The sequence below is a fragment of the Salegentibacter echinorum genome (genome assembly GCF_900129445.1).
Lineage (GTDB): Bacteria > Bacteroidota > Bacteroidia > Flavobacteriales > Flavobacteriaceae > Salegentibacter > Salegentibacter echinorum.
On sequence record NZ_FQVT01000040.1, the window covers coordinates 1 to 1002 of the forward strand.

Sequence of the window (1002 nt, forward strand, 5' to 3'; positions counted from 1 at the left end):
CTGTATATCCGTAAACATTCCTAAATACCGGAAAATATCCTATATTTGATTAAATATTTAGATTTAACATTATGGATATATTTTCCTTTGGCGTCCATTTCACTGATGAAATAAGCTGTCGATTACATTTTAAAGAACAACGGGATAAGCACGGAGTGTCCTGCAAGCGTTGCGGTTGCATCAATCATTACTGGCTCCAGAATAAATGGAGTTATCAGTGCAAGGCCTGTAAAGCAAGAATGTCACTACGTAGTGGTACTATTATGGAAAGCTCCAAATTGTCATTTATGAACTGGTACAAAACCATTTTTCTTTTGAGTACGACCAAAAAAGGGTTTTCCAGCAAAGAGATACAGCGTCAACTTGGTTTAAAACGTTATGAACCAGTTTGGGCGATGGTCCATAAACTGCGAAAAGCAATGGGGCAAAGAGATGATCGCTATACTTTGGAAGGTATGATTGAGATGGATGAAGGGTATTTTACCATTGAAGCTAGCAAACACAATCACGAAACTCAAAAAGCCGGTCGCGGCAGTAAGACAAAATCCAATGTCATGGTAATGGCCGAAAGCACGGTGTTGGAGGATATTAATACGGGTAAAGTTGAAAGGCAGTGTAGGTATTTTAAAGCAAAAGTGCTTGAAGATCATAAGTCTGAAGGAACTGAGAATACACTCAAAAAAGCAATTGATGACGAACAGGTTATTGTCTTTACCGATAAAAGTACCTCCTATGTTGATATCGCAGATTATGTCGAATTACACATTACCGAAAAATCCAATGCTACGACCACTAAAGAAACCCTTAAGTGGGTGCACATTGCAATTAGCAATGCGAAAAGAAATTTTGTTGGCACATACCACAAAATCAAGAAAAAATATCTTCAACTATACCTCAATGAGTTTGTATATAAGTTGAACAGAAGATATTTTGGAGACAAAATATTTGACAGGCTAATAATAGCAAGCATTACAGCAAGTGGACACTAAACGGATATACAAT

The 1002-nt window shown here is 37.1% G+C and carries 1 protein-coding gene; it reads left to right on the forward strand.

Annotated elements, in window-relative coordinates; translation table 11 throughout:
* Positions 1-71 precede the first annotated feature (71 nt).
* Positions 72-989 (forward strand): IS1595 family transposase, encoded by a 918-nt coding sequence (locus BUA71_RS17380; RefSeq protein WP_072882060.1) that lies wholly within the window; start codon positions 72-74, stop codon positions 987-989.
* Positions 990-1002 lie beyond the last annotated feature (13 nt).